This is a genomic window from Rhodococcus baikonurensis, from assembly GCF_040489275.1.
Classification (GTDB): domain Bacteria; phylum Actinomycetota; class Actinomycetes; order Mycobacteriales; family Mycobacteriaceae; genus Rhodococcus_F; species Rhodococcus_F baikonurensis.
The window spans coordinates 53016-78485 of record NZ_JBEUOQ010000010.1; the positions used below are offsets into that span (position 1 = coordinate 53016).

The window sequence follows — 25470 nt, forward strand, 5'->3', positions numbered from 1 at the left end:
CCGATCGACCTGGATCAGACTGCTGAGTGATGCTGGCGCTGGTCTTCGAAGAACTCGGACCAGGAGTCGACGTCGGGGTGCTGCTTGAGCAGCGCACGGCGCTGACGTTCGGTCATTCCGCCCCACACACCGAACTCGACGCGATTGTCGAGCGCATCGGCTCCGCACTGCATGAGGACCGGGCAGTGACGGCAGATGGTGGCTGCCTTGCGCTGCGCGGCGCCACGAACAAAAAGTTGGTCGGGGTCGACCTCGCGGCATCGTGCCTGAGTTACCCAGGCAATTCGTGCCTCGGCCTGCTCGATGTCCAAACGGCTACTCGGGGTGGCTGTGTACATTCTGGGTCCCCTCTACAAAGTCTGACCGTCGCCATGAGGCGAGCAGCGCACCATCTCAGCCGTCCCCGCGGTAGCACGGTGAAAGCTGAGACACATTCGTGATCGAGTGTTACGTCGATCACACTGATCACAATTTAGGTAAAGAACGCCCCTAACGCAAGACGGTCGGGGGCATTTTTTGGTACGGCAGTACAAAGCGCGTGTTCAGGAGGTTTTGAACACCCCCAAAACACTGAAACCGGTTCCAATGGGTGGGCACACGTACTCTGTAGATCGTGTCGATTGCAAAAACAGTGGCGAAGCTCGCCGGAAGCTCCGCATTGGCGGGTGTCCTGGTCGCAGGGGTGATGTTCCCGGTGGCCGGCGGATTCGGATTCGCGTCCAATCGCGCTGCCGATACCGTCGACAACGTCTCGGCCGAACTGGTCGAAGGCACGGTCCCCGCGGTGTCCACCATGGTCGATGCGGCAGGCAATCCCATTGCCTGGCTGTACGACCAACGACGCTTCGAAGTCCCGAGCGAGAAGATCTCCAACAACATGAAGTTGGCGATCGTCTCCATCGAGGACCGCCGGTTCCCCGACCACAAGGGCGTCGACTGGCAGGGAACGCTGCGCGCCTTCCTCACCAACACGACGACCGGTGAAGTGCAGCAGGGCGCGTCGACACTCGATCAGCAGTATGTGAAGAACTACCAGCTGTTGGTCGTGGCCAAGACGGATGCCGAGCGCCGCGCCGCCATCGAGACCACCCCGGCCCGAAAGATCCGCGAGATCCGGATGGCCCTGACGCTGGACAAGGAACTCACGAAAGACGAGATCCTCACCCGTTACCTCAACCTCGTACCGTTCGGCAACGGATCCTTCGGCATCCAGGACGCGGCCCAGACCTACTTCGGCGTCGATGCCGCAGATCTGACCGTTCCCCAGTCGGCGATGTTGGCCGGCATGGTTCAGTCCAGCTCCGCTCTGAACCCGTACACGAACGTCGAGGGCGTGACCGAGCGTCGTAACACCGTTCTCGACACCATGATCACGAACATTCCGGATCGTGCCGACGAGTTCCGCGCAGCCAAGGAAGAGCCCCTCGGCGTCCTGGAAACCCCCAACAACTTGCCGCGCGGCTGCATCGCTGCGGGCGATCGCGGATTCTTCTGCGACTACGCACTGAAGTACCTCTCGGACGCCGGAATCACCCGCGACCAGATCAACGAGGGTGGTTACCTCATCAAGACCACTCTCGATCCGCAGGTCCAGGCATCCACCAAGGCCGGCCTGAATGCGAACGCGAGTGCCAACCTCGACGGCATCGCCAACGTGATGAACGTGATCCGGCCGGGCCAGGATTCACACAAGGTCATCGCGATGGCCAGCAGTCGCACGTACGGTCTCAATGCCGACGCCGACGAAACCGTCCAGGCGCAGCCGTACTCCCTCGCCGGTGACGGTGCGGGCTCCGTCTTCAAGATCTTCACGACGGCTGCGGCGATGGAGAAGGGCCTCGGCATCAACGCGACGCTGGACGTGCCCAAGCGCTTCGAAGCCAAGGGCATGGGTAGCGGTGGTGCGGCCGGCTGCCCGGTCTCGACGTACTGCGTGGAGAACGCCGGCAACTACCCACCGACGCTGTCCGTGACCGACGCACTGGCACAGTCCCCCAACACCGCTTTCGTCAAGCTCATCGAGGCGACCGGCGTCACGCCGACGGTCGACATGGCTGTCCGTCTCGGCATGCGCTCGTACGCCGATCCCAACACCTCGGGCTTCGACGAGCGCAGCATGGCCGACTTCCAGAAGGAACAGAACCTCGGTTCGTTCACCCTCGGCCCCACCTGGATCAACCCGCTCGAACTCTCCAACGTCGCGGCCACACTCGCCTCGCACGGCAAGTGGTGCCCGCCGAGTCCCATCGATTCGGTCTTCGACCGCTACGGCAAGCCTGTGGCCGTCACCGAGCAGGGCTGTGAGCAAGTTGTCGAGCCCGGCCTGGCAGACACACTCGCCAACGCCATGAGCCGCGACGACGTCGGCGCCGGTACGTCAGCCGGTGCCGCGAGCAGCGCCGGATGGAGCCTGCCGATGTCGGGCAAGACCGGTACCACCGAGACCCACAAGTCCTCGGCGTTCCTCGGCTTCACCAACAACCTCGCTGCAGCCGTCTACATCTTCGGCGACTCCCCGACGCCCGGCGAGATCTGCTCGAGCCCGCTGCGCCCCTGCTACAGCGGCAATCTGTACGGCGGTACCGAACCGGCGAGATCCTGGTTCGCGGCAATGAACCCGGTCGCCAACAACTTCGGGCCCACCTCGCTGCCTCCGATCGACGAGAAGTACGCACGGGGATCACAGAACGGCCAGGTTCCCGAGGTTGTCGGCCTGAGCCAGTCGGCGGCGACGTCGAGGTTGCAGGCGTCCGGCTTCACGGTCAATTCCGTGACCACGGCGTCCGGAGCACGGGCGGGAACGGTTACCGGAGTTTCGCCGTCCGGGTCCGCGATCCCGGGTTCGACCGTCACGATCTACATCAGTGACGGTTCCGTGAGGGCTCCGGCAGCACCCGCATCCCCCGCAGCCCCGGCGGCCCCGGCACCGGGCGCGACTCCCCCGGATGCGACTCCGCCCGGAGGCGAACCCGCACCGCCTGCGGGGACCCCGCCGAACTGACGGCCCTGAAAACTGACGGCTCTTTGAAAACAAGAACGGCCGCGATCTCCGAGTGACTCGGAGATCGCGGCCGTTTTCGGTCTGGTGGCGCGCTACTACAGGCGGGACTTCACTGCTGCAGAGATACGAGCGCCATCGGCCTTGCCCTTGGCCAGCGCGCTGGCGGCCTTGATGACCTGGCCCATCTGACGCATCCCCGGACGCTCGCCGAGCTCCTCGGAAACCTGAGCGAGGGCGGTGTCGACGACGTCGACGAGTTCGGCGTCGGTCAACGGAGTCGGCAGGTACTCGTCGATGATCTGAGCTTCGGCGCGCTCTTTCGCGGCAAGCTCTCCGCGGCCGTTCTCGGTGTAGATCTCGGCCGATTCGCCGCGCTTCTTCGATTCCTTTGCAAGGACTTTGATGATTTCTTCGTCGGTGAGGACTCGTGCTTCCTTACCGGCCACCTCTTCGGTCTGGATGGCTGCCATGAGCATCCGAAGGGTGGCTGTACGTAGCGGATCCTTCGCCTTCATGGATGCAACCATGTCGGTTCGGAGAGTGGCTTTGAGCGATGGTGTCGTGTCGGACATGGTGGAAACGTTACGCGCTCGGCGTTTCGAGCGTGCCGATAGTTACCTCCGCCCGGACACAATTCTCTGTGGAATAGCTGTAAAAGGCGGCGAGAGCGACGCAGAAGAACGCCACACCCGTATCCTTGAGAGGTGTCTTCCCAGTTCCGCACCAATCTGACCCGCACCGCACTTGGTGCCGCGGGCGCCGCTGCACTAGGGATCGGGTACGCATCCGGCATCGAACGCAATGCATTTGCACTGCGTGAGGTGACGATGCCAGTCCTGGCGCCCGGTTCGTCGTCGCTGCGGGTCCTCCATCTCAGCGACCTGCACATGATGCCGAACCAACGGTTGAAACAGAATTGGTTGCGTGAGCTCGAAGGCCTCGATCCCGATCTCGTGGTCAACACCGGCGACAACCTGTCGCACCAGCGCAGCGTCCCGGCAGTGGTCCAGGCGCTCGGCGATCTGTTGGCTCGGCCGGGTCTGTTCGTCTTCGGCAGCAACGACTACTTCGCTCCGAAACCGAAGAACCCACTGAGCTACATCTTCAACAAGGACAAGCGCATCACCGGGGATCCCCTCCCCTGGGGCGATCTGCGGGCCGCGTTCACCGAACGTGGGTGGCTGGACATGACCCACGTGCGCCGCGAACTCGAAGTGGCCGGTATTCGCATTGCGGCCGCCGGCGTCGACGACCCGCACCTGAAGCGTGATCGCTACGACACCGTCGCCGGAACACCCAATCCCGTCGCCCAGCTCAAGCTCGGCCTGACACACTCGCCCGAACCTCGAGTTCTCGACCGGTTCGCCGACGACGGCTACGACCTCGTGCTCGCCGGCCACACGCACGGTGGTCAGCTGTGCCTTCCGTTCTACGGCGCGTTGGTCACCAACTGCCAGATCGACCGGTCGCGGGTCAAGGGGCCGTCCAAGTGGGGCGCACACACTCGGCTGCACGTCTCCGCGGGCATCGGCACTTCGCCGTGGGCACCGGCGCGCTTCTGCTGCCGCCCCGAGGCAACTCTGCTGACTCTGGTTCCGGCCACCAGGCGCGAACCGGAGCACGTCTCCGCACACAGTTCCACAGAGTCTCCAGCGTCGGTTCTACGCAACTGACCTGCGGATTTAATGTCAGTCGACTCGGTAATGTAAGCTAACCGAGGTTCGACACGGGGTGTGGCGCAGCTTGGTAGCGCGCTTCGTTCGGGACGAAGAGGTCGTGGGTTCAAATCCCGCCACCCCGACAGTGAAGAACAGCAATCGAGGCCCTTCCGCTTACGCGGGAGGGCCTCGATTGCGTTGACGATAAGGTGAAGCCGTGGCATCCGAACCAGACTTCGCGCACAACGACATAGCGAGCCGTAGCCGACGTGAGAAAGCTGTCGGCCTTGCCAAGTTCGCCTGGGATCGCGATATCAGCAGTGCAGAGTTGCTCGAGATGCCCGATGATCGGCTGCGCAAACTCGCGCGGGCGGCGGGCGCCAATCCGCCGAGCACGCGGGAGACCTGGACGATCGCGGCCGGACTGCTCGACGAGAAAGCCGTGTGGGCAGCCGCTCATCCAGACCGACCCGAAGCTCGGCGTGAGCATCCGGACGAGAAGATCATGTGGGTGAAGAAACCGATCGAGCCCTGGCTGTGACAGCCGAATTCAGCGCAGCTGTGACAGCCGAATTCAGCGCAGCTGTGACAGCCGAATTGGGCGCAGATGTGACAGCCGCATTCAGCGGAGCTGTGAACAGGTGATCGGGCAGGTCGACGAAGTAGTTGTGGATTGCTCCGCGCCAGTTCAGTTGGCGACCTTCTGGGCCGGAATCCTCGGTGGGCAGCCGGTGAAACGGAGCGAGGAGTGGGCGTTTGTCGACCCACCAGGATGGACCCGCCTCGCCTTCCAGCGCGTACCGGAATCCAAGCTGACGAAGAATCGCCTCCACATCGACGTCAGCGTGGATGACGTCGTAGTTGCAACCGAGGCGGCCGAGCGCCTCGGCGCAACTCGGGTCGGCACTGTTCAGGAGGACCCGGCAGGCACGTTTCAGGTGTTGCTGGATCCCGAGGGAAACGAGTGGTGCGTCGTCAAAGGAGTCGAAAGTTGATTCACACTCCCGCTACGGTTTCGCGAGCCCAACGGTAGTCCGCCTTACCGCTGGGTGAGCGGAGGATACTTGGTACGAGCACGATCGAGCGGGGGATCTTGTACCCGGCGACGTGGGTGCGGCAGTGCTCCGACAATGCTTCCGTCGCAACATCTTCGAACCCCGGTCGAACCTGCACGACAGCGGCGACCTTCTCACCGAATCGTGCGTCGGGCGCGCCCGCGACCAGCGCGTCGAAAACTGCCGGGTGAGTTTTGAGTGCCTGCTCCACTTCCTCGGGGTAGACCTTCTCGCCACCGGAGTTGATGCACATCGAACCGCGCCCGAGCAGCACGATGGTTCCGTCGGCTTCCATCGTGCCCATGTCCCCGAGCACCGCCAGACGCACCCCGTCGACGACGGGGAAAGTTGCCGCAGTCTTGACGGGGTCGTCGAAGTAGGCCACGGGAACATGGCCGGCCCTGGCGATGAACCCGACTGTGTCCGAGCCTGGTTCGATACGACGAAACTCGTCGTCGACAAGAATCATGTTGGGGTTGGATCGAATTCGCTTGGAACCGTCCTCCCCGAATTCGACGACGCCGTCGTTGCCGGATTCCGAAGCACCGAACGCATCCTTGATCACCAGCCCTGGCAATCGGGTTGTCAGTTCTGCCTTCAGGTTCGGGGAGAACAATGCGCCACCCGACCCGATAAGTTTGAGAGTCGAAAGGTCGTAGCGCCCTTCGCTTGCGGTGATGGCGTCGGCGATCGGCCGAGCAATTGCATCGCCGACGACGGTGATTCCGGTGATCTTCTCGGCCTCGACCAGTCGCAGCACCTCCATCGGATCGAAGCTGCGGGTCAACACTCGGGGCGCTCCCATGAGAAATGCCGTGAGCAGTGAATAGATCGCGGCTCCATGCATGAGCGGCGGAATGAGTAGCAGCACAGTCGGGTTGGTGTTCGCCACGGCCGCCTCCACAACCTCTTCGAGGCTCCGACGCGGTGGCCCGCTGAGGTTTGCTCCGGACAGCGCAGCGAAGAAGAAGTCCTCGTGCCGCCACACCACGCCCTTGGGCATTCCGGTTGTACCGCCGGTGTAGATGATGAAATGGTCGTCGTTGCTGCGAGGGCCGAAGTCGCGGGTATCGGATTGCGCCGCAAGCGCGTTCTCGTAGTCGTCGCCGACGATCAGCACGTGGGTGATCTCCGGACACTGCGGAACCACAGCCAAAGCCGTCGGCACGAATTCTGCTTCGACCAGCAGTGCCACCATTTGAGAGTTGGTGTAGATGTACAGCAGTTCTGCATCGGTATAACGGAAGTTGACGTTGATCGGCACCGCTCTGATCTTCAAGCACGCCAGGAGCGCTTCGACGTACTCGACGCAGTTACGCATGTGAATACCGACATGCTGGCCCGGTTCGACGCCGACGGACTGCAGATGATGAGCGAGGCGGTTCGATCGCAGTTCGAGTTCGGCGTAGCTCAACCGCGAATCTTCCAGAATCAAGGGAACTCGATCGGGGATCGCATCGGCAACGGCCTCGAACAGATCGGCAATGTTCAGGGTCATCGAATTCCTCACTACACGCGTCTTCACTTACCAGCACAGGTCTTTCGCGAAGCTAACACGTTGCTCGAGCCCTGTAGTCCGAATTGCGTAGAGGTCCCGCTGAGCGAGACCTGACGCGCCGTTCACCCGGTATCGACGGTGCGGATACCTCCCTGACCAAGCCCGATAGGCGGAAGGTAGGGTAGCCTAATGCATTCACGCACCACTCTCCGGAGCCGCACGTCGGTCCGGGTCGCCATGGTTGCCTTGGCGACTGTTTTTGCCGCTACGGCCTGCGGTTCTTCCGACGCCGGCGGCAACGCAAACGGCAACACCGATGTCGCGACCGGCGGCAAGCTGTTCAGCACTGCCGACACGGAAACTGCGAAGCTCGGCAGCGATGCCGCGCCCGGCGAGTTCCCGCGCACCATCACCCACGCTCTGGGCGAGACCACCCTCGAGGCCAAGCCGACCCGCGTCGTGGTCCTCGACAGTGGCGAACTCGACGAGGTCCTCTCGCTCGGGATCACCCCGGTAGGCATCGCCAGCCCGGAAAGTGCCGCCGGTCAGCCGTCGTACCTGGCAAACAAGTTGGTCGGAGTCCCCGACGTGGGCACGACCAACAACCTCAACCTCGAGGCGATCACCGCACTGCAGCCCGATCTGATCCTCGGTAGCAAGTTGCGCCAGGACAAGCTGTACCCGCAGCTCGCGGCAATCGCTCCGACGGTCTTCAGTATCCGCCCCGGCTTCCCGTGGAAGGAGAACTTCCTCCTCGCCGGTGACGCGCTCGGCGAGGAGACCAAGGCCGAGCAGGTTCTCAACGATTACCAGACGCACGCGGATCAGGTCCGTGAGTCGATCGACGGCTCCCCCACCATCTCACTGGTTCGCTTCATGTCCGGCAAGCTGCGCCTGTACGGCAACCTGTCGTTCATCGGCGTCATCTTGAAGGACGTCGGCCTGCCCCGCCCGGCGATCCAGGACATCGACGAACTGGCCGTCGAGGTCAGCCCGGAAACTATCACCGAAGCAGAGGGAGACCGAATTTTCTACTCCAGCTACGGAGATCCCGCCGACACCGGCCAGACCACCGTCGTTGCCGGCCCGCTGTGGGCCAGCATGGACGCAGTCAAGGAAGGTCGCGCCACCGAGGTCAGCGACGAGACCTGGTTCCTGGGTCTCGGCCCGACAGGTGCCGGCCTGGTTCTCGACGACCTGCAGGCCAAGCTCGGCAAGTAGCCGTCACCGAAGCCAAGACCGCCGCTCGACTCTCCGGAGTCGAGCGGCGTTTTTTGTTCAGCGGTTGTCCTGCTCGAGGTGTTCGTTCATCGTCGAGTGCAGGTCGACGAGAAATTCCTCGAATCGACTGAGCAGTTCGGGCGGGTACTTCGCCATCATGGCGTCGAGCCGCACGGCAAGGGGCCCGAAGAACTCGTCCGCCAGATCCTGCACATGCGCACTGCTGTGCAGCGTGACCACGCGACGGTCTGCATTCTCTCGGGTCCTGACGATGTGTCCCGCCTTCTCCAGACGATTGAGCAGCGCGGTGGTTGCGCCCGACGTCAAGGAGATCCGCTCCGCGAGGCGCGCGGGTGAGAGCGGCGCACCTTTCTCCTCGGCTGCGGTGATTTCCATCAGGGCAGTTGCATCGGTGGAATGAAGACCCAGCCACGACGCGAATCGATGGCTGAATTCGGTGAACGTCCCACCGTACGCGCGGAATTCGTCCATCAGCCGCTCCCGCTCCACGGAGATGTCGCGCGGTGCCTCCACCTCGGTGATCCCACCTTTCCTGTGCCAGACGGCGGCCAGCAGAGCCCAGCGCGCACGTTGACAACTTACCGCCTCAAATATACCTTCATTGTAAAGTTACTTCACCATGGAGGTTTATTCGTGAACATCTCACCCACCACCCGCAAGTGGTTGGGCCTGATCGCCATTGCACTCGGCGTGGCGCTGATCGTCGTCGACACCACCATCGTCAACGTCATCGTTCCCTCGATCATCGAAGATCTCGGAATCAATTCCGTTCAGGCTCAATGGATCCAAGAGTCCTACGCAATCGTGTTCGCGGCACTTCTGCTGTTGGTCGGCAGAGTTGCCGATCTGGTCGGCGCTCGTCGTATCTTCATTGCCGGTGTCATCGTGTTCGGCGCGACGAGCCTGCTGGCCGGACTGGCACCGAACGGCGGTCTACTGATACTGGCGCGATTCCTGCAGGGCGCCGGGGCGGCCATGATCCTGCCCACCTCACTGTCGCTGCTGAACGCGATGTTCACCGGCAAAGCCCGCGGCCAGGCCTTCGCAGTCTGGGGCTCCACCATCGGTGCAGCCTCCGCCCTCGGCCCATTGCTCGGCGGCTGGCTTGCCGAACATGCCTCATGGCGTTGGGCATTCGGGATCAACATTCCGCTGGCTGCGCTCATTCTCATCGGCGCAGTGCTGTTCATCGCGCCCTCACCCCGCACCGCTGGGCGCATCGACGCCACGGGAGCGGCACTGTCCATCGCCGGCCTTGGCTTGCTCGCCTTCGGCCTCGTCGAGGGACGTACGTACGGGTGGCTGACCACGAAGGAACCCTTCGATCTGTTCGGTCTGTCATGGACCAGCGGACCGTCACCGGTTCTGGTCGCGCTCGTACTCGCCGTTCTGTCGCTCGGTGCGTTCGCCTACCGGCAAACCATGCTCACCCGCAGCGACGATCCGTCGCGGGCGCTGATGGACGTGCGACTCTTCTCCATCTCGTCGTTCCGCAACGGCAACATCGCGACGCTGATCATCGGGCTCGGCGAGTTCGGAATCGTTGCGGTGCTTCCTCTCTGGCTTCAGTTCACGCTCGGATACAGCGCACTCCAGGCCGGACTTGCACTGGTTCCCATCGCCATCGGCAGCTTCGTCGCCAGTGGTGCGAGCTTTGGAATGGCATCGAAGGTCTCGCCGTTGGGTTTGGTCCGTATCGGTTTGGCCCTCGAAGCGCTCGGTCTCGCCGGTCTCGGATTCATCGCTGCGACAGACAGCCCCTGGTGGACTATCGCCGCAGTGCTGTTCTTCTACGGAATCGGCGTCGGTTTTGCGACTGCGCAGGTGACCAACGTCGTGCTCGAGGAGATTCCCGAGCAGAGCGCCGGTCAAGGCTCCGGAATTCAGAGTGCGTTCCGCCAACTCGGATCCGCACTGGGCATCGCTGTCCTGACCACGGTCTTCTTCAGCACTCTCAACTCCACGCTCAACAACGACCTCACCGAATCCGGTGTCGACCAAGCTCAGGCTGATCAGTTGACTCGTGCTGTCACCGACAGCGCGGGCGCCGCCATAGACTCGCTGGCCGGGTCACCGAGCACCGCTTTCGTCGCCGACGCTGCACAGTCTGCAATGACTCACGGCATCACACTCGGCGGATACCTTGCGGCCGGATTCGTCGTGGTCGGTCTGATCGCCACCGCGCTCATCCCGAACAAGCCTGCCCCGTCAAGCGAGGAGGAAACGAAAGCACCAGCCGACGTCGCCTGACGGCCGAATAGGTGCAGTACGGTGCCGGTATGCGATTGCCCTGGTCACGATCAGCACAGTCACGGTCAGCACAGTCACGGTCAGCACCGGTGCTCAGTGAGGCTGACATCGTCGCTGTCCGTGAGCAAGCGCGCGAACTGGTAGTCCCTGGTTTCGCGACGTTCGACGAAATCTGCGAAGCCGCCCGAGACAGCGTCGAGGGCGGTTTCGAGAACGATGAACTCGGCAGACGGATCGACGCAATAGTGCGTGAGGTCTGGGACCGAAGACTCGAGGAGCAGACCCAGTGGACGGCTCCTGGCGACTTCGAGCGCCTATCCGCCGCCTTCGCAGAACTCGAGCACAACGGCATCGTGGCCCGAATGAACTTCACCTGCTGCATGCAGTGTGGCACTACCGAAATCGACGACGAGCGCACGCCGGCCGAACCGGACGAGAACGGGTATCCCTTTGCTCAGTGGGCGTACACGTTCTTCCACATGCAGGACGCGGAGCGTCTCGGCGACGAGCCGTCCGATCTCTACTTGTCCTACAGTGCGTTTCGCCCTGCCCACGATCTCGATCCCGCACTGATCGCCGCTGCTTTCGGCGGCGACGAAACCGCCGAGGCACACATGATCGCGCACACCGATCAGACCGTCGGGCGCCAGGTGGCCGACGCACTCCGAGCCCAGGGACTGAGCATCGACTGGAACGGTGACAACAATCAGCGTATCCGTGTCACCGACGTACGTTGGCGCAAACCGCTCCCGCAGTAGGAGATTCAGCTGGGTGGCAATACGCGGTCGAGGAACATATTGCTGAATACGCGGTGCGGGTCGTGTTCGTCGAGAGTGGCGATAGCGAAGTCCCAGTTCCCGTCTCCACCGGCACGGAAGGTGGCAGGCACTGTGCTGGTGAGGAATTCGTCGTCCTGGTACGCCGCCTGATCGGTGAATGCCCATCCCTTCGACCACTCCGGACGGAAAGTCGCGTAGTCGCCGGAGTAGTTCGCGACCATCCACCGTTCCATCTCGCGAAGGAACGCGGGCAATCCCGCGGTGCCGGGAATCGAGACCACGTTCATCCAGATCGCCGTGTCCCAGTCCTGACGATCCGCGCGGGGCCGCACCGCTGACAGATCCGGCACACCGGCGCTGTCGACCAACACCTCGCCGTTATCGTCGACACCGCAGAGACGTACTTCGAACGGCATGTTGACGGGATACTGCCCCAGCGACGCGTAGTGCGTCATTCGCTCGTTCAGCCAACTCGTCATCTCGTGGACGACGCGGCCGATGTTGGAGCGCTTGGTGATCACTGCCCCGCCGCCCGCTACGACGCGCAACGTCGTGTGCCGCAGGTAGAACAAGACGTCCTTCGACCAGCCCCACAGATCGTCGGTGTCGGTCAGCACCAACCCTGCTGCTACAGCTCCGAACTGAGAGGCACCGAACAGTGGTGTCGCAGCTTGAAGACCCTGCGCCACCATCCCCAACGGCGTGGTGACTTCTTCGGGAATCGCGTCGGAGAAGAAGTAGTTGTACGGCCCGCTCACCTCTCGGGACTCCGGAGGTTTGACCGGGGTCGGCGTCCAGACCTTGAGCCACGGTGTTTGCGTGAACGGGAACCAGATGGCTTCTACCCGTCCGGATTTCTCGACAAAACTCTCGTAGGTACGCCCTGGCGAACCGGGAGCAGCAAAGAGTTCTTGCCACGGAATGTCGGTGAAACTCTGGCACCGTAGCCGATAATTCTCCCCGCCTTGCAGCGTCACGGAGGTGACGAAGGTTCGGCCCAGGTGAGTCAGGAAAGCCGTGATCTCGTCATCTGATCGGCGAAAAGTCTTCAGCCCGTATCGATTGCTGCCTTCGTCCCACGCCACCACCGTGATCTCGGTGATCAGATTGCTCAGCGAACCATACGATTGACCAGGGGTGATCGTCTCCCCTACCGCCGGATACGTTGCCCCGTGAGCGCCGATCGCCAGTGCCCCGGCGATGGACAGCTCACCGATCGCCGGAGAGTTCGCCCAGCCGAGCCCTTCTCGCTCGAGCGCTGTCAGAATGGCTTCGATACTGGCACCGGCGCCCGCCGTGATTGTTGCGGGCGTGCCGTGCTGCACCACAACCGAATTCAAGTTCGCCATCGTATCGACCAGCAGAACTCGATCCGAAGGCGCGCCGGGCACCACGGTCAACGGACTCCACCCGTGCATCGTTCCCTTCGCACGCACTGTGTACCCGTTGTCGAACGCCCAGTTGGCGAGGGTGACGACGTCGCCGCTGTGACGCGCCGTTGCAGTCCACACGCTGTCGAGCATGATTTCTCGCGACCAGTTGGCGTATGCCTGCTGTGACAGCGGAATGTCCGACGGAAATCCGGGCGGTGGCGCGATGGTCGATGCCGAACCCCAGGGCACTGCTCCCGCCGGCGCCCAGGAAATGCCCGCCAGCGCGGCAGCACCGGCACTCGCTGCGAGAAATCCGCGCCGGCTCACACCGTCTACTCCTGAGCTGTGCTCTGCCTTGGGTTCTGCTCGATGCACCACTGCTCACTCCGTCAGCCGACTCGGTTCATGTCAGGGACGAACGTAGAACAAATATGATTACGATGCCAGTGGTTCCGTAATAAAAGTTTTCCGAAGCTCACTGCACCATCGGAGCGAAGACGGCATAGATCGCTTCCGGGGCGCCGTCGAACGCACTGATGATCAACCACGCAGTCAGAACAGTCAGCGCCGGCCCGATCAGGATCTTCTCGAGGTTCCCACCTGCACGGATGGACAGGAATGACGGCAGCCGTTGTTCCCACCATCGCTTGCCGCCGAGCGGAATCAGGGGCGCGAGAAACGGCACCCCTTCCTTGGTGATCGCATCGCCGAGACAGTGCGTGGCGCAGCCCAGTGCCACCGCAACACCTAGCCCGGTGGATCCGGCCTCACTGGGATACCACTGCCAAGTGAGGGCGGAGAGCACCAACGCAACGGCGGAAACCGCGAGCCACCCCTTCTCCTTGGCCAATTCACCCGCCAACCCTCGGATGGCCAGCCCGAGGCAGAAGAACAGCGTGATGATGATGGCGGGCTTCCCGAATTGAACAACCAACGCAGAGACCCCGGCCCCCAGACCGGCGGCAAACAGTGCGGTGTGCGTGAGCGTCCGATGCCCACCACGACGCTTGCCGTCTTTCTTGCCTTTGGTGATGCGATAGAAGGTCACCGAAATTGCGTCAATACCTTTGGCCAGCGCTTTGCTGAGCGGACCGAATGATCGGGAAACCGTCGACTGACCGGTATCGAGATCGGGAAGCAAGGCGGCGCCGGCGCACACACCGGCAAAGGTCAAGGTTTCAGCGGTGGATGTGGGCCCTCCCCAATCGAGAGGCAACAACTCTGCAACCACCAACCCCACAGCAGCACCGGACATCGCGTGGGTGGGGCCCATGACCATGAAACACAACACCTTTCGAAACGCGCCCCGCATCAGGCCGTACCGCACCCTCTGCAAGACACCACACACATGACGCCATCGGCGACGGTCCCGGCATGCTCGCCGAGACCGCCCCGAACGTAGCAAGTGCTACCGACAGGGTTGACCACCCTCTCGCCCCAGTTGAGTACGGCCGTACCGTTCCAGGTCAAAGCGGTTCATGCGGAGCTTTTTTCGCTCGTCAGCCCGCAGCAACGGTGCATGACAGGGCAATGCCTTCCTCCAGCGGAGCGACGCCGGCCAAGTCGAGCACCTCTGCCGGAACCCCCTCGGTGGTCGGAGCCCACTCGACGGTCGGCAACGCCGGCACCCCTTCACGCGCAATGAATGTCGCGGCGTCGCTCGGCACTTCAATCGTGATTGCGGCTGTACCGGCCTCCTCCGCGCGCACAACCTTGCCCTCGTCGATGAGCTTCTGCAGCTCCTCGTCGGATATCGGCGTCGTGGCACCACACGCTACTTCGGGTGCCACACCAGCATCGGACGGAGCGGTCGCGATCGATCGCACCGCTACCGGCGACCCGTCGGAAATCGGATTGGAAGCCCAGGCGATTCCCGGTGCCACGGCCATACCGAGGACCGCCACGGACGCCACCACCACACCGGTCCGGCGGGCCCGCTTGCCGTTCACTGTCAATCGCGTCATCGTTGTTCTCCTTGATCGAACGTTCTCGAATTCTCGGCGCGGTCGCATCCGAGAAACCCGAGGTTATGAAGCCGACACTGCAGATCTGTTGTCGGTTTCTTAGGAGTTGATGAGAATGCGGCGGCCCTGGCTCCGAGCGAGGCCCCGGGCCGTAATCCGATGGCACCATGGCTGGGGTGAGTACACGCGAGCGCATCCTGATCGTCGACGACGACACGAAGGTTCTGAATTCGCTCGAACGTGGACTTCGATTGTCGGGCTTCGACACGGCAACTGCCGTCGACGGACGATCCGCCTTGGCCTCGGTGAACAAGCAATGCCCGGCCGCACTTGTTCTCGACGTCAACATGCCCGGCCTCGACGGCGTCGGAGTCGTGACGGCCCTGCGCGCAATCGGCAACGAGGTTCCGATCTGCGTACTCAGTGCCCGAAGTTCCGTGGGTGACCGCATCGCGGGGCTGGAGGCGGGCGCCGACGACTACCTCACCAAACCTTTCGAGTTGGCGGAGCTTGTCGCCAGACTCAATGCCTTGCTTCGACGCACGACGCGAGCCACTCCGTCGGTCGACCATCCGATCACGGTGGGACCGCTGACGGTCGATCTCCGTGGCCATCGAGCGCACATCGACGGTAGGCGAATCGAACTCACCAAAAGAGAGTTCGACCTGTTGTCGGTACTCGCCGAGCATGCCGGTGTCGTACTCAGTCGCGCACAACTCCTGCGACTCGTCTGGGGTTACGACTTCGCGGCCGACACCAATGTCGTCGACGTCTTCGTCACCTATCTACGGAAGAAACTCGAAGTCGACGGGGCGCCCCGCGTGATCCACACGGTGCGCGGAGTGGGCTTCGTCCTGAGGGCCGAACGATGAAGCGGCCGCTGTCACTTCAGACCCGGGTAGCCATCGCCTCGGGTCTGGCCGCCGGAATCGTGATTGCCGCGATCGGAATTGCATTCGCGGTCTTCTTGCGCGTCAACGGATCCGAACAACTGGAACGCACTCTCGATTCCGTCACCCTGGGTGTCGCAGCGAGTGCGCCGAGCCCGCTGTTCATCGAAACACCAACTGCAACAACAGAACCATTGGTCGTCAGCCCTGGATTCAATGCCACGACCGTCAGCGCCTTGGCTACCACCGATGTTCGCAGTCGCGATGTTCTCGTACCCGGCGACAGCGGCGCCGCACTGGCTGTCAGTATCCCCGAAGACCCACTGACCCAGGCAATCCGTGAGCAGCAGTTCCAAGTGGCCGCTGCGGCAGTGGTCGCCATCCTTGCCTCGGCCGGGCTCGGCTGGTTCCTCACGGGCCGTGCCGTCCGCCCTCTCCAGCAATTGACCGAGACCACCAGTTCCATAGGCAACAACCTCGATGTCGAAGGACTCTCGCGCCGGGCACCGTCGGTACGTGGAACGCGCGAAGCCGAAGAACTGTCGGAGGCAATCCACAGCATGCTCAGTCGCATCGAGAGCGATCGAAGCCGCACCGAGGAGGCGTTGGAGTCGGCACGCGATTTTGCTCGCGTCTCCGCCCACGAACTGCGCACACCTCTCACGTCGATGCGCACCGATCTGGAAGTTCTCGCGACGCTGGATCTCACGGAAAGCCAACGGCGCGAACTGTCCAGCGAATTATTGGAAGCGCAGCGCCAGATCGAGCGCACCTTGACCGATCTGGAGACACTCGCCCTGGGTGAAGTGGCCGATCCCGAGGATTGTGCCGACGTCGATCTCGTGGAAGTTGCCGATCGCGCTGTCGCGGATGCGGGCCGTCTGCACCCTCAGGTCGACGTTCGCTTGAAAGCACCGGAAGAACTTTCGGTTCAGGCCTTCCCCGCGGGCATCCGTCTGGTGTTGACCAACGCCGTCACCAACTCCGTTCGGCACGGCAATGCCGACGAAGTCGAGATCACCGTCCGATCAGGGGCCGCCACCGGTTCGGCGACGGTATTCGTCGACGACAACGGCACCGTGATCGCGCCTTCGGAACGCGAAGCGATGTTCGAACGATTTGTTCGTGGCACCGGTGCGGGCGACGCCGGAAGCGGTTTGGGGTTGGCCCTCGTGGCGCAGCAGGCGCGACTGCACGGCGGTAGCGCGCGACTCGACAAGAGCCCACTAGGCGGAACTCGATTGATCTTCTCGATCAACCCAATTCGACGTGCAGAGCCTCGAGCAGCGGCTTGGCAGCCTCGTCGAAGAATCGGTCTTGGGTATCTCCACCGATCTGTACCAGTGCCACATCGGTGAATCCGGCGTCCGTGTATGCCTTGACCGCCTCGACGATCACATCCAGATCGGGACCACACGGAATGCTTTCAGCTACATCCTCTTTGCGCACGAACTGAGTCGCACCCGAGAAGCTCGCCGGCGTCGGCAGTTCGGAATTCACGGACCACCCGCCGCCGAACCAGCGGAACTGCTGATGAGCTCGGGCAATTGCCGTGTCGCGATCAGGGTCCCACGAGATCGGAATCTGACCGATGGTCCGTCCTGCGGGAGCCAATCCGTATGCCCGGCCGTGCACGTGCTTCCACTGGTGCACCAGATCCGAATCAGGTTGCACGGCAATCAGATCGTCGGCCATCGGACCGAAACGCTCGACGGACTTGTCTCCGGACATGGCCAGCGCCAGAGGAACCGGGTTCTCCGGGAGATCCCAGATCCTGGCGGACTGGACGTCGAAGTACTCCCCCTTCCAGCTCACCAGATCTCCGGCGAGCAGTGCGCGAATGATGCTCACCGCCTCTTGCAGCATGTCCTGGCGGGTGTCGATGGACGGCCAACCCTCGCCAACCACATGCTCGTTCAGGCTCTCGCCACTACCCAACCCCAGGGTGAAGCGACCGTCCGCGAGGATCTGGATCGTCGCAGCTTTCTGAGCGACGACGGCGGGGTGGTACCTCACGGTCGGACACGTCACATACGTCATCAATCCGACTCGCTCGGTGGCGTGGGCGACTGCCCCCAGCACCGACCAGGCATAGGGCGCATGCCCCTGCTCGGTCAGCCACGGCGAGTAGTGATCACTCATCACTTCGAAGTCGAAGCCGACTTCCTCGGCCCGAATTGCATGGCGAACCAGTTCTTTCGGGCCTGCCTGTTCCGTCATCAAGGTGTAGCCGAATCGTGCCATCACTGATCAACTCCCGGTATCTTGGCCTGAAACGAGTTCGGAGATCACACTGCCGTCGAGGTGGTCGAGAAGATCGCGGGCGTCGTCGTACACGGCCGCCGCACCCGCGCCTTCGAGTTCGTCGGTCGACATGCCGCCGCTGCGCACTCCCACAGCCACAACGCCCGCCCATGTCGCCGCCTTCATGTCCCAGACGGCATCCCCGACCATGACCGCCTCGCCCGCGTCGACACCTGCCTTCGCGAGCGCGACCTCGATCAGGTCCGGATCAGGTTTTGCCTCCTCGACGGATTCCGAAGAGGTGGCGGCGTAAATCATTTCGTCGATGTCGAGCGTCTGGCGAAGCAACTTCAGTTCGTCGTCAGGCGCCGAGGTAGCGAGCACCACGTGCAGTCCGAGCGAGTGAACTCGGCGGATCAACTCGCGCGCTCCCGGCAGCACTCGGAGACGATCGGCCGACTGCCGGTAGTACGTGGTGTGAAGTTCTTTGGCCCGCGGCCCGCACCCGTCGATGTCTTCCCCGAGCAGCGTCTCCAACAGTTGGTCGCCGTCCATTCCGATGCTGCGGTGCACCCGCCACGCGTCAACCGGGCGACCTACCTCGAAGAAGGCTCGTGACCACGCTTCTACATGCAGATAGTTGGAATCGACGAGCGTTCCGTCGATGTCGAAGAGAACTGCACCTATTGCCATGGGAATTGACTGCCCAACACTTCCGTTCGCGAAACTTGTGCCCCGAGCATTCTCCGCTCGAGAAGCGGATCATGGAGAGTGCGAACAGCAGAAGTGCACGTCGAACAGGGGTGTCGTCATGGAGTCAGTAGTTGTGTTTCTTCTCGCATGCTTCGTCTACTGGTTCGCACTGCTGTAGTCGGGCAGACGAAAACGGACCGCCGCGGGGAAGTGATTTCCCTTGCAGCGGTCCGCATTCGGTACACCTAAGCGATGCTCATGTCAGCGGGTCACTGACCTGCGCGTACACCCTCTTCGACGCGTTTACCCAAATCAGCGTCGACGTTCTTCCAGTATTCGAAGACACGCAGCAGAACTTCTTCACTGACGCCCGCAAGTGCGTGGCCGACGATGTTGCTCACCAGGCGCTCACGAGCAGCGTCGTCGAGAACCTCACGAACCAGCGTTCCGGCTTGCGTGAAGTCGCCGTCTTCGGCGTGCTCGATGTATCCGGCGCGCACTGCCTTGCCGTCGAACGCCCACAGTCCTTCGTCACCGGCAACCGACGGATCGGCATGCGGTCCGCCGTACGAGTTCGGTGCGTACACCGGCGTCGACGGGGAATTGAAGCTGTACCGCATGGCGCCCTCCTTGGAGTAGGAGTTCACCTCGTTCTTCGGGGCGTTGACCGGCAGGTCGGCGTAGTTGGTGCCGATACGGTAACGATGTGCGTCGGCGTAGGAGAAGACGCGGCCGAGAAGCATCTTGTCCGGGCTGAATCCGATGCCGGGCACCACGTTCGACGGCTCGAACGACGCCTGCTCGATCTGCGCGAAGAAGTTCTCCGGGTTGCGGTTCAGCGTCCACTTGCCGACCTCGATCAGCGGGTAGTCCTTCTGAGACCAAACCTTGGTGAGGTCGAACGGGTTGAAGCGGTAGCCTTCGGCCTCGTCGACGGGCATGATCTGGACCTTGAGGGTCCAACTCGGGAAATTGCCTGCCTCGATGGCGTTGTACAGATCCGCACGGTGGTAGTCGGGATCGCTACCGGCGAGGCTGTCTGCCTCGGCCTGCGTCAGGAATTCGATGCCCTGATCGGTCTTGAAGTGGTACTTCACCCAGAAGCGTTCACCCGCAGCGTTGACCCACTGGTAGGTGTGCGATCCGAAACCGTCCATGTTGCGCCAGGTCTTCGGGATACCGCGGTCACCCATCAGCCAGGTCACCTGGTGAGCAGTCTCGGGACGCAGCGTCCAGAAGTCCCACTGCATGTCGTGGTCACGAAGGCCGGAACCCGGCAGTCGCTTCTGCGAACGAATGAAGTCGGGGAACTTGATCGCGTCCTTGATGAAGAACACCGGGGTGTTGTTGCCGACGAGGTCGTAGTTTCCCTCTTCGGTGTAGAACTTCATCGCAAAACCGCGCGGATCGCGCCAGGTGTCCGGGCTGCCCTGCTCACCGGCGACGGTGGAGAAGCGGACGAGCGACTCGGTCTTCTTACCCGGCTGCAGGAACGCGGCCTTCGTGTACTTGCTGACGTCGTGTGTGATGACGAGTTCACCGAAAGCACCGCCGCCCTTGGCGTGGACGATGCGCTCCGGGACACGCTCGCGGTTGAACTGCGCGAGCTTCTCGATCAGGTAGTAGTCGTGAAGGAGCACCGGCCCCTGAATACCCGCGGTCAGCGATTCGTCATCACTTGCGACCGCGATACCGAAATTGTTGGTGGTGGGCTTGGTCATGGCGAAGCCTCCTAGCGTTGTGGGCTGGGCGTCAGAGGAGCGGGGCTGCATCCGAGCCGAACGCATGGGCTGCATGCGAAGGGGCTGGCTCGGAGGTTCTGGACGCATCAATTCGATTCTGCGAGACCGTGTCCGACGCGGTGTCGGATTCGGCAGACTTCTTCAGGCAATCTTCGCAACGGCCCCAGAACACGACCTCAGCTTCGTCGATTTCGAAGCCGTGATTATCGGAAGGTTCGAGGCAGGGAGCTTGGCCGACAACACAATCGACGTCGACGACCTTGCCGCAGCCGCGACAGACGAGGTGATGGTGGTTGTCACCAGTTCTCGTCTCGAACCGGGCGGGTGAACCCGCCGGCTCGATGCGTCGCAGCAATCCTGCGTTCACGCATGCCTTCAGCACGTCGTAAACGGCCTGTGTGGATACCGATCCGAGCTGCTGCCGCACGAGTGCTGCAACAGAATCGGCGTCTGAATGCGGTTGGGCTGTAACCGCATCCAGCACGGCGAGGCGCGGAGCAGTGACCCTCAACCCGACGGCGCGCAGTTGCGCTCGGGGGTCGAAGTCATGCTCTCCGTCTCGCATGTTTCCCAGTATGCCGCTTTTCTGGAATTAGTCAAGAAAAGGATTGCCTAAGTTGAATCGAGATCGGCGTCACACCCAGTGGCATCACACCCAGTGCACCGCACCCGGTTACTCAGCCCAGGACGAACCAGATCGCCTTGACCGTCTCGTCTGTCTCGTTGCGCAACCGGTGGGGAACGTTCCCGACCAGGTGGATCGCTTCACCCGACTTGAGCAGCCGACGCATTCCGTCGATGTCGATAGTCAAAGTCCCTTCGAGCACGTACCCGTAGTCGTCACCCGAATGGGTCTGCGGTGCATCGCCCGGCGCGGAGTCGGCGCCGGGCTCGTACTCCGTGAGGAGGAACTGGACGTGATGGTTGGCGGGAGTGTTCGCCAACCGTTGCCAGCGAACACCCGACCGAAAGGTGAGGCAGTCGGAGATCCGCGGTTCGTGAGTCTTCGTTTCGGATGCGGATTCACGTTCCGGATCGACGCTGTTGCCCAGCAGCACGTCCAGCGACAGGTTGAGTTCGGTCGCGATCGCAAAAAGCGTGTTCACCGCGGCCTGACTCTGCCCCAGTTCGAACTGCGACAGGAAGGACGGCGATACGCCGAGCCGCCTCGCCAATTCGCGAACCGGGATTCCCTGTCGCGTGCGTTCGGCACGAACCGTCTTGCCTACCGACGTCCCCAAACCGTTGTCCTCCGCCTTCTGTTTGCGCGCCGCCACCTTGGCCGGCGCCGACTTCTGTGCCGACTTCTTCTGTGCCGACTTCTTCTGTGCCGTCGCCTTTGGGGGAGTCGTCTTGCGCGGTTGCGATTTCTTCGATGCAGCCGCTGTCGACTCAGCCGCCCTACGAGGTGGCTTTGCGCCGGTTGCCGTCATGTCCGAACTCGCTTCCGTAGGTCTCGGGGACCGCCTGTGCGGAGCCCAAGCCTAACGCTCGACGCAGGAGAAACTTCTGAACCTTCCCACTCTCCGTCCGAGGAAGAGACGCGACAGTCTCGACTCTCTCCGGAGCCTTCTGAACAGCGAATCCTTCGGACAGCAAGAAGATCCGCAGGTCTCGAACGCTTGGTGGTTCACCCTCCGGAACGACGAAGGCGCACGCGCGCTCCCCCAGTTCCTCGTCCGGATACCCGACCACTGCCACCTCTCCGACGTTGGGATGAGCCTCGAGGGCCCACTCGATGTCGGCAGCACTGAATTTCTCTCCGCCCCGATTGATGATGTCTTTGATTCGCGACGTGATCCGGATCTGACCGGGTCCGTCCACGGCGGCTACGTCGCCGGTTCGGAAAAAGCCGTCGTCGGTGAACGATTCCGCGTTGATCGAGCTGTCGACGTAGCCGACGAACAGTTCCGGACCCCGCACCAACAGCTCGTCGTCTTCGCCGAGCCGGAATTCGTTTCCCCCGATCACAGCCCCTTCGTCCTCGGCCTGCAAATCGATGTCACCGAAAGGATCACCCATGACGAGAGTCGGAAGTTCCGTCGATCCGTAGGTACGTACAACCGCTGTCCCCATCACGCGATGGGCCCGGCGCACCAACTCGGGCGGAATCCCGGCCCCACCACACACGAATCGGGTCAGCTGGGATCGTCGATATTCGCCACTCTCGTACGCGTCGGCAAGACCACGGAGAAACGGTGTCGCGCTCACGGTGAACGTGCATTGTTCGCGCTCGATCAACGCAACCGCCTCGTCAGGATTCCACCGTTGCATCAGAACCGTCGAGCAGGCTGCCGCTGCCGGCAGGACGACCGCATACGAAATCCCGGTGATGTGGGGCAACGGCGAAGGCATGAAGATTCGATCGTGCGAATCCACGCCGCAGTGCGCAATCATGCTCGAACTCTCGGCCATCAGGGTCCGGTGAGTGTGCAGAACGCCTTTCGGAGCCGAAGTGGTTCCGGACGTGTAGAGAACGAGGGCGACATCGTCGGGATCCGCGTGGCGGTCGGGCCTGTTCGACGCCGTCCCGAAGTCCAGAAAGTCGTCGAACGTGGTGCGCCGCAACCCACCTTCGCCGCGAGCTTCCACGAGAAGAATCTCTCGGCCCAGATCACGGAGTACGGTCCCGAATTGCTCGACGTGACGATATCCGCGGTATTCCTGCGGGGCGACGATCACCGTCGGCTCAGCTTGCTCGATGATGAAGGACAACTCGTGTGCGCGGTAGATCGGGACTACCGGAAGGAGAATGCCGCCGGCAAGCCATGTACCCCAGGCCGCAACCACGGATTCCCACCAGTTCGGCAGCTGAACGAGTACCACTTCTCCAGGCTCGAACCCTGATTTATGCAGCGCGCCTGCAAATCTCGTCGAAGCGTCCACCAATGCCCGGTACGTCCACCGCGCACTGCCATCGACAAGGGCCAGTGCCTCGGGATCTCGATGCAGAGCATCGAGAAGCATCTCAGGCAGCACCGGACCTCCGCCGGTCATCGCCCGCGGACGGGTAGCGCTCAGCATGACATCACCCGCCGAACAGCTGCAACGATGTCGTCAGGCCCGACTTCCCACTCACGTTCGAGCACCGGCGCATAGGGTGCGGGTGCGTACCGTGCTCCCACCCGTACCACCGGGGCGTCCAGCGAGTAGAAACCGGAATCTACTGCCAACGCTGCGATCTCGGCTCCGACGCCGAAGTCCACCACCGCTTCCTGAGCAATGACCATCCGGTTGGTCCGACCGAAGGATTCGAGAATGGTCTCCCGATCGAGTGGAGCAATCGTTCGTAGATCGATGACCTCCGCATCGATCCCTTCGTCTGCCAACGACTCCGCCGCAATCAAAGCGTGCATCGCCATCCTCGACCACGAGACAATGGTGACGTCCGACCCTGGCCTCGTCACCGCCGCCTTTCCGATCGGAACCCGAAAATCCTTGCTCGGCAACAAATTTTTCTTCTCGTACAGCAGTCGATGTTCGATGAACATCACGGGGTTGTCGTCCTCGATCGCTGCCCGCAGCAGGCCGTACGCATCGGCGCCCGAACTGGGCATGAGCACAGTCAGTCCAGGGATGTGCGCCAACAGCGCTTCGAGACTCTGCGAATGCTGGCCACCCGACGATCTGCCGGAACCGAACTGCGTCCGCACCACCAACGGCAGACTGGCTGCGCCGCCCGTCATGAACCGCAACTTCGCCGCCTGATTCATCAGTTGATCCAGACACACCCCGAGAAAATCGAGGTACATCAGTTCCACGACAGGTCTTCGGCCTGCCATCGCGGAGCCGACGGCAAGGCCCATGATCGCCGATTCCGAGATCGGAGTATCGAACACCCGCCCCGGATACTTCGCGGCCAATCCCCTGGTCAGACCGAAAACATTCCCGCCGGCAACATCGATACCGGCAAGAAACACATCCGGATCCGCCCCCAGGGAGTCGTCGAGCGCGGCTTTGATGATCTTGGACTGCGACACCGCTGCACCACCCGCGTCGATACTCACGTCGAGGTGGCCCGGCGGATAGACACGTCGCGGTGAATAGATGTACTCCATCACGCTCGACGCCTCCGGTTGCGGCGACGCCCGCGCGAAACGCTCCGCCTCGTCGACCACCGCCCTCACCCGCTTGTCCACCAGATCGAGGACATCGTCCCCGATGCCTCGCTCCCGAAGTCGGCCCCGCGTCACCGTCAGTGGATCGGCCGCGAGAATGCCTCGGGCCATCTCGTCCTTGTCGCGGTACACCTGCGGATCGCCCTCGTAGTGCCCGTGCACCCGCAGGGTCGTGACCTCGACGAACACCGGACCACTGCCGCCTCGCACCTGCGCGTACACCGGCCGAATACCGTCGGCGACTGCCTCGACGTCGTTGCCTGCCAGCGTGATCGATTCCATTCCGTATCCCGCTGCGCGCGCAGAGATCGGGACCGGATGCTGATCCGCCGTCGAGGAGAACTCCGAGAACCCATTGTTCTCGCACAGGAAGATGATCGGCAGTTTCCACAGCGCGGCCATGTTCATCGCCTCGTGGAACGCGCCGGTCGCGATCGCCCCGTCACCGAAGAACGCCACGACCAGATCACCCTCACCGCGATCCTTGGCAGCGAAAGCCGCACCGAGGGCGATCGGCAACCCTGCGCCCACGATGCCGTTCGCACCGAAGATTCCCAGGCGGGGATCGGCGACGTGCATCGAACCGCCCCGGCCGTTGTTGGCCCCGGTGACCTTTCCCATCAACTCCGCCATCATCCGGTCGGGCTCGAGACCTTTGGCCAGAACATGACCGTGCCCGCGGTGCGTCGAGGTGATGACGTCACTGACCCGCGCATGAGTGAGAGCCCCCACCGCGCATGCCTCTTGACCTATCGAGGTGTGAACGAATCCGGGAATGATGTCGCCCTTGTAGAGCGCCGAGATGCGCTCCTCCATCACACGGATCAACAACATCTTTTCGTAGGCACACAGGACTTCTTCGCCGTTCACGAGCCGGAACACCTCCAATAATGCTGCGCTCGTTACGAATACATGCGCAGTGGGTGAGCAGGACTATACCGACGGATTTTCCTTGCTGTCCAG

23 protein-coding genes and 1 tRNA gene are annotated in these 25470 nt (G+C 62.5%); 10 read left to right on the forward strand and 14 right to left on the reverse strand.

Features of this window, described 5'->3' with window-relative positions; translation table 11 throughout:
• Nucleotides 1-14: 14 nt before the first annotated feature.
• Nucleotides 15-338 carry a WhiB family transcriptional regulator gene (locus tag ABWI03_RS22065; RefSeq protein WP_007732375.1) on the reverse strand — a complete coding sequence of 108 codons (324 nt, stop codon included), beginning with the start codon at nt 336-338 and terminating at the stop codon, nt 15-17.
• A 293-nt stretch (nt 339-631) separates the two neighbouring features.
• Between ABWI03_RS22065 and ABWI03_RS22070 the strand changes: the two genes are divergently transcribed.
• On the forward strand, nt 632-3001 hold the full coding sequence (locus ABWI03_RS22070; protein WP_003943525.1) for a penicillin-binding protein: 2370 nt from the start codon (nt 632-634) through the stop codon (nt 2999-3001).
• Between the two features lie 95 nt (nt 3002-3096).
• On the opposite strand, the gene ABWI03_RS22075 is transcribed toward ABWI03_RS22070, so the two are convergent.
• On the reverse strand, nt 3097-3573 hold the full coding sequence (locus ABWI03_RS22075) for a GatB/YqeY domain-containing protein (protein ID WP_003943491.1): 477 nt from the start codon (nt 3571-3573) through the stop codon (nt 3097-3099).
• A 132-nt stretch (nt 3574-3705) separates the two neighbouring features.
• Here ABWI03_RS22075 and ABWI03_RS22080 point away from each other — a divergent pair, with 132 nt between their 5' ends.
• The 4 genes from ABWI03_RS22080 to ABWI03_RS22095 all read left to right on the forward strand — a co-directional run bounded on the left by ABWI03_RS22080 (nt 3706) and on the right by ABWI03_RS22095 (nt 5654).
• A complete protein-coding gene (locus ABWI03_RS22080) occupies nt 3706-4674 on the forward strand; it encodes a metallophosphoesterase (protein ID WP_298776268.1) in 969 nt (322 codons plus the stop codon).
• A 54-nt stretch (nt 4675-4728) separates the two neighbouring features.
• Nucleotides 4729-4802, forward strand: a tRNA-Pro gene (locus ABWI03_RS22085).
• Nucleotides 4803-4876: 74 nt separating this feature from the next.
• A complete protein-coding gene (locus tag ABWI03_RS22090; protein ID WP_298776271.1) occupies nt 4877-5200 on the forward strand; it encodes a hypothetical protein in 324 nt (107 codons plus the stop codon).
• Between the two features lie 100 nt (nt 5201-5300).
• Nucleotides 5301-5654: a VOC family protein gene (locus tag ABWI03_RS22095; protein ID WP_298776273.1), complete on the forward strand. Its 354-nt coding sequence runs from the start codon at nt 5301-5303 to the stop codon at nt 5652-5654.
• Nucleotide 5655: 1 nt separating this feature from the next.
• Here ABWI03_RS22095 and ABWI03_RS22100 read toward each other — a convergent pair whose 3' ends face one another.
• A complete protein-coding gene (locus ABWI03_RS22100; RefSeq protein WP_298776275.1) occupies nt 5656-7212 on the reverse strand; it encodes an acyl-CoA synthetase in 1557 nt (518 codons plus the stop codon).
• 189 nt (nt 7213-7401) lie between these two features.
• Between ABWI03_RS22100 and ABWI03_RS22105 the strand changes: the two genes are divergently transcribed.
• Nucleotides 7402-8433 carry an ABC transporter substrate-binding protein gene (locus ABWI03_RS22105; RefSeq protein WP_298776278.1) on the forward strand — a complete coding sequence of 344 codons (1032 nt, stop codon included), beginning with the start codon at nt 7402-7404 and terminating at the stop codon, nt 8431-8433.
• 57 nt (nt 8434-8490) lie between these two features.
• Here ABWI03_RS22105 and ABWI03_RS22110 read toward each other — a convergent pair whose 3' ends face one another.
• Nucleotides 8491-8967 carry a MarR family winged helix-turn-helix transcriptional regulator gene (locus ABWI03_RS22110; protein WP_095969655.1) on the reverse strand — a complete coding sequence of 159 codons (477 nt, stop codon included), beginning with the start codon at nt 8965-8967 and terminating at the stop codon, nt 8491-8493.
• Nucleotides 8968-9087: 120 nt separating this feature from the next.
• Between ABWI03_RS22110 and ABWI03_RS22115 the strand changes: the two genes are divergently transcribed.
• Nucleotides 9088-10704 carry a DHA2 family efflux MFS transporter permease subunit gene (locus ABWI03_RS22115; RefSeq protein WP_166811839.1) on the forward strand — a complete coding sequence of 539 codons (1617 nt, stop codon included), beginning with the start codon at nt 9088-9090 and terminating at the stop codon, nt 10702-10704.
• A gap of 89 nt (nt 10705-10793) precedes the next feature.
• Nucleotides 10794-11462: a DUF6891 domain-containing protein gene (locus tag ABWI03_RS22120; RefSeq protein WP_298776282.1), complete on the forward strand. Its 669-nt coding sequence runs from the start codon at nt 10794-10796 to the stop codon at nt 11460-11462.
• Nucleotides 11463-11467: 5 nt separating this feature from the next.
• Here ABWI03_RS22120 and ABWI03_RS22125 read toward each other — a convergent pair whose 3' ends face one another.
• The 3 genes from ABWI03_RS22125 to ABWI03_RS22135 form a co-directional block, all read right to left on the reverse strand.
• A complete protein-coding gene (locus ABWI03_RS22125; RefSeq protein WP_298776284.1) occupies nt 11468-13234 on the reverse strand; it encodes a cholesterol oxidase substrate-binding domain-containing protein in 1767 nt (588 codons plus the stop codon).
• Between the two features lie 97 nt (nt 13235-13331).
• On the reverse strand, nt 13332-14135 hold the full coding sequence (locus tag ABWI03_RS22130) for a metal-dependent hydrolase (RefSeq protein WP_007732353.1): 804 nt from the start codon (nt 14133-14135) through the stop codon (nt 13332-13334).
• 220 nt (nt 14136-14355) lie between these two features.
• Nucleotides 14356-14820 carry a light harvesting protein subunit alpha gene (locus tag ABWI03_RS22135; protein WP_235171158.1) on the reverse strand — a complete coding sequence of 155 codons (465 nt, stop codon included), beginning with the start codon at nt 14818-14820 and terminating at the stop codon, nt 14356-14358.
• 167 nt (nt 14821-14987) lie between these two features.
• Here ABWI03_RS22135 and ABWI03_RS22140 point away from each other — a divergent pair, with 167 nt between their 5' ends.
• Complete coding sequence (locus tag ABWI03_RS22140) at nt 14988-15692, forward strand: response regulator transcription factor (RefSeq protein ID WP_296554993.1); 705 nt, start codon at nt 14988-14990, stop codon at nt 15690-15692.
• Nucleotides 15689-17068 (forward strand): sensor histidine kinase, encoded by a 1380-nt coding sequence (locus tag ABWI03_RS22145; RefSeq protein WP_298776288.1) that lies wholly within the window; start codon nt 15689-15691, stop codon nt 17066-17068. Before ABWI03_RS22140 ends, ABWI03_RS22145 begins: the two co-directional genes overlap by 4 nt.
• Here ABWI03_RS22145 and ABWI03_RS22150 read toward each other — a convergent pair.
• The 7 genes from ABWI03_RS22150 to ABWI03_RS22180 all read right to left on the reverse strand — a co-directional run bounded on the left by ABWI03_RS22150 (nt 16965) and on the right by ABWI03_RS22180 (nt 25377).
• Nucleotides 16965-17954, reverse strand: coding sequence for an LLM class F420-dependent oxidoreductase (locus tag ABWI03_RS22150; protein WP_298776290.1), 990 nt, complete (start codon nt 17952-17954; stop codon nt 16965-16967). The two genes, ABWI03_RS22145 and ABWI03_RS22150, sit on opposite strands and share 104 nt — an antisense overlap.
• Before the next feature lie 6 nt (nt 17955-17960).
• Nucleotides 17961-18647, reverse strand: a complete 687-nt coding sequence (locus ABWI03_RS22155; protein WP_124566735.1) for an HAD family hydrolase — start codon at nt 18645-18647, stop codon at nt 17961-17963.
• A 269-nt stretch (nt 18648-18916) separates the two neighbouring features.
• On the reverse strand, nt 18917-20368 hold the full coding sequence (locus ABWI03_RS22160; protein WP_298776293.1) for a catalase: 1452 nt from the start codon (nt 20366-20368) through the stop codon (nt 18917-18919).
• Nucleotides 20369-20399: 31 nt separating this feature from the next.
• Nucleotides 20400-20954 (reverse strand): Fur family transcriptional regulator, encoded by a 555-nt coding sequence (locus ABWI03_RS22165; RefSeq protein ID WP_095969646.1) that lies wholly within the window; start codon nt 20952-20954, stop codon nt 20400-20402.
• A 112-nt stretch (nt 20955-21066) separates the two neighbouring features.
• Nucleotides 21067-21822 (reverse strand): helix-turn-helix domain-containing protein, encoded by a 756-nt coding sequence (locus ABWI03_RS22170; protein ID WP_200312911.1) that lies wholly within the window; start codon nt 21820-21822, stop codon nt 21067-21069.
• A complete protein-coding gene (locus ABWI03_RS22175) occupies nt 21791-23413 on the reverse strand; it encodes an AMP-binding protein (RefSeq protein ID WP_200312910.1) in 1623 nt (540 codons plus the stop codon). The genes ABWI03_RS22170 and ABWI03_RS22175 overlap by 32 nt, the downstream gene beginning before the upstream one ends.
• Entirely contained in the window at nt 23407-25377 is a 1971-nt protein-coding gene (locus tag ABWI03_RS22180) for an alpha-ketoacid dehydrogenase subunit alpha/beta (RefSeq protein ID WP_298776298.1), read from the reverse strand. The genes ABWI03_RS22175 and ABWI03_RS22180 overlap by 7 nt, the downstream gene beginning before the upstream one ends.
• Nucleotides 25378-25470: the final 93 nt, after the last annotated feature.